The organism is Moorena sp. SIO3I8 (assembly GCF_010692325.1).
Classification (GTDB): Bacteria; Cyanobacteriota; Cyanobacteriia; order Cyanobacteriales; family Coleofasciculaceae; genus Moorena.
Map to the genome: position 1 here is coordinate 1 of NZ_JAAHHW010000243.1, position 3,416 is coordinate 3,416.

General features: G+C 45.6%; 1 protein-coding gene and 2 rRNA genes. 2 read left to right on the top strand and 1 reads right to left on the bottom strand.

Annotated features, from left to right (window positions below; genetic code table 11):
• Together F6K51_RS35590 and rrf are read left to right on the top strand one after the other, a co-directional pair.
• Positions 1–210: ribosomal RNA gene (locus F6K51_RS35590) — 23S ribosomal RNA — on the top strand; the annotation flags it as partial.
• 165 nt (positions 211–375) lie between these two features.
• Positions 376–493: ribosomal RNA gene (rrf, locus tag F6K51_RS35595) — 5S ribosomal RNA — on the top strand.
• A 170-nt stretch (positions 494–663) separates the two neighbouring features.
• On the opposite strand, the gene ribBA is transcribed toward rrf, so the two are convergent.
• Complete coding sequence (ribBA, locus tag F6K51_RS35600; RefSeq protein ID WP_293030461.1) at positions 664–2,343, bottom strand: bifunctional 3,4-dihydroxy-2-butanone-4-phosphate synthase/GTP cyclohydrolase II; 1,680 nt, start codon at positions 2,341–2,343, stop codon at positions 664–666.
• Between the last annotated feature and the right edge of the window lie 1,073 nt (positions 2,344–3,416).

Consider the following 3,416-nt stretch of genomic DNA (forward strand, 5'->3'; position numbering starts at 1 on the left):
CCAGTTATCGTGCCAACGGTAAACGCTGGGTAGCCAAGTGCGGAGAGGATAACCGCTGAAAGCATCTAAGTGGGAAGCCCACCTCAAGATGAGTACTCTCACTCTGTTAAGGAGGTAAGGTCACAGCAAGAACAGCTGTTGATAGGCGTTAGGTGGAAGTTTAGTAATAGATGAAGCCGAGACGTACTAACTGACCGAGGGCTTGACCATAACCAGAACGGGCAAAACGGGCAAGATGCCCATTCCACCTTAGATGCCCATTCTACCTTCATCGAAATTTGGCTTTGACACTAGCTATGCAATCTTAATGGTTCGGAAGCAGAACGGGCAAAACGGGCAAGATGCCCATTCCACCTTAGATGCCCATTCCACCTTCCTGGTGCTTATAGCGCGACGGAACCACACCGACCCCATCCCGAACTCGGAGGTGAAACGTAGCTGCGGCGAAGATAGTTGGTGGGTAGCTGCCTGCTAAAATAGCTCAGTGCCAGGATATATATTATTTAATATATAGAAAAAGTCTCTTGTCTAAACTGGCAAGAGGCTTTTTCTATATCAAGCAACCACAGAGATTAAAATAGATTAAATCATTAGCATGGGTGTTGGGTTAACCAATAAGTAATAACTTAAGTAATAACTGAGGACTAAAAGCAATAATTCATATTACTTTATTGAGCGATCAAAACTATAAATTTTCTGAGTTGTTAAATTCTCACACACTGAAGATGGTCGCTTCGTAAAGGGAAACTTCTCTCGGTCTAAAAGTATTTGTAAACTTGTCAGTGGATCGTGTCCAGAAGAGACTAGAAATTCCAAGCATCTTAGCTCAGGCCATTCAATCACGCTGTCTAAAATATTAGCGATCGCATTTACATAGGGATGCTGACTGGATTGGTACCAATCTAGTGCTGCTAGCTCAGGCTGATCAAAGCCCAAGTGTACGATTAAAGCAGGTTTCTCAAAAACTGCGGACGCTACAGGTCTTGACTCCTCCTGCAATAATAAGTTTTGGCTATGAGCTAGAGACCTTAACTTTTCTAAACGCTCATAACGTTCTGTCACCTGCTGGGGCTGGTCTTGCCAATGAATCGCTACCGTAACTAGATAGGTCTGCAACAGCAGATGACCCAGCTTCTGTGCTTTAGTTGCCAGATAGCTAGAATTGTAGTCATTAGCTTCAATCAACAATGGGACCCGACCCACTACCTCCAATCCATAACCTTTTAAACCAGCGATTTTGCGAGGATTATTGGTAATCAAGCAAATTTTCTTAACTCCTAAATCATTGAGAATTTGTGCTCCCATGCCATAGTCTCGCAGGTCAGCAGGGAATCCCAAACGTTCATTTGCTTCTACGGTATCCAGTCCCATATCTTGTAAGGAATAGGCTTTCAACTTATTCACCAAACCAATCCCTCGGCCTTCTTGCCGCAAATAAACCACGACTCCCTCACCGGAATTCTCAATCATTTTCAGAGCCGTTTGTAGTTGCATTCGACAGTCACAGCGCAGAGAGCCCAACGCATCTCCCGTTAAACATTCTGAGTGCATCCGCACCATCACTTGATGCTCTTTGAACTGAGTCGGGTCTCCTTTTACAATGGCAACATGCTCCGAGTGATCTAAGGTGTTGCGGTAAGCATAAATCTGGAAATTCCCAAAACTACTGGGTAATTGGGCAACGGATTCTCGAAAAACAAAGCGGTCATGTTTGAGGCGGTAACTGATTAAATCAGCAATACTGATAATTTTGAGTTGATGCTTATTGGCATACTCAATCAACTCTGGCAAGCGAGCCATGGAGCCATCAGGATTTTGAATTTCACAGATCACACCCGCTGGGTATAAACCTGCAAGTCTTGATAAGTCAACCCCTGCTTCCGTATGACCAGCCCGTTTCAATACCCCTCCCTTTCTAGCACGGAGGGGAAAAATGTGACCAGGTCGTCGCAAATCACTGGGTTTCGTTACTGGGTTGATCGCAAACTGGATAGTACGAGCACGGTCTTCAGCCGAGATACCAGTCGTCACCCCTAAGTGGGGTGCTGCATCAATGCTCACGGTAAACGCTGTCTGGTTAGTGTCCGTGTTGTTACTCACCATTAGCGGAAGGTCTAGAGCATCCAAGCGCTCCCCTGTCATCGCCAGACAAATCAACCCTCGTGCTTCCACTGCCATGAAATTAATCATGTCAGGGGTAGCAAATTGTGCAGCACAAATTAGGTCTCCTTCGTTTTCCCGATTTTCATCATCAACCACCACCACTGCGTGACCTGATTTCAGGTCTGCCAGAGCATCATCAATGCTATCAAACTTATAAACATCAGTTTTCGTGGATTCCACTTGTTTGCTGCTTTTGTTTAATTTAATGAATGGGCTTGAAATCAATGGGACCATGATCCTAGCTCATTTTCCCAAGTTTGACACTTGACGCTTAGGTGAGATGGGTGCATCTCAATGCCTGAAATTAGGCAAAAATTCCCCCGAAAATTCCCACACTTCCCACGCGCCCCCGCCCCTCTCCCCAAACTTCCCAAACTTCCCTTCTTTTTTACAAAAATGAGATGCACCCGGTTAGATGTTCTTGGTCACTAGTATAGTCTATCGAAGTGCGGCGGCTTGCTTGGTGATAGACCACGCTTTTAATCACCAGAAGCAGGTTCCGATGTCAGCGCCTTGTGATTTGGGAAATTACCTAAGCATTCAGCCGTCAGGTATCAGCTAAGGTGCTGCTTGAGGTGCTGCTTGAGGTGCTTTTGAATGAAACAGGTAAGTATTCGTTTAATATCAATTCCCTCCCCTGAGCGAGGAATTTATAGTCTTTGGCTTTGAATCCGTTGAACTCGTCAGCCGGATAGCTTGTTTTAAGCTGACCGCTAAGGGCTGATAGCTGAATGCTTACGAAATCACAACTGGTCTTGTGGCACTAAAATGTTGCCAATAACTGAGGGATTAGGGTACACTTAGTCAGTTTTTACGATCCGTTGCTAGGGGATAATTTTTGTTAGTGATCGGATTGACTAACAAATGTGGCAGCTGCACAAATAGTGCTAAAACAGGACGTAGAAAAGCGAGCCACTGTGCCCAAGACAGTGGATGAAAATACCTGTGGAGAGGGTCTGACAGGGACTGAGGTTGTTCTTGGTCTAGTCAAGAGTCCCGCAAGCAGGTGTATACTCAGCCCCAAGGTTGAGAATCTCCCACTGAGCTAGCAATTAGCCTTTAGTGGGGGAGGATGTGAAAGCTCTTACGGTACTGCTCCAGGCTGAAAGCCCCGTGTTTTTAAACCGGGTCAGAAGTTACCCCAGCGAGCAATCCCTCGCTGGGGCAGCCTTTATGGTTGGTCGGCTATGGGTAAAAGGGTTAAAACTTTATGATTAAGGCCAGAGACGAAACCTTAGGAGAGTGGAGCCTTT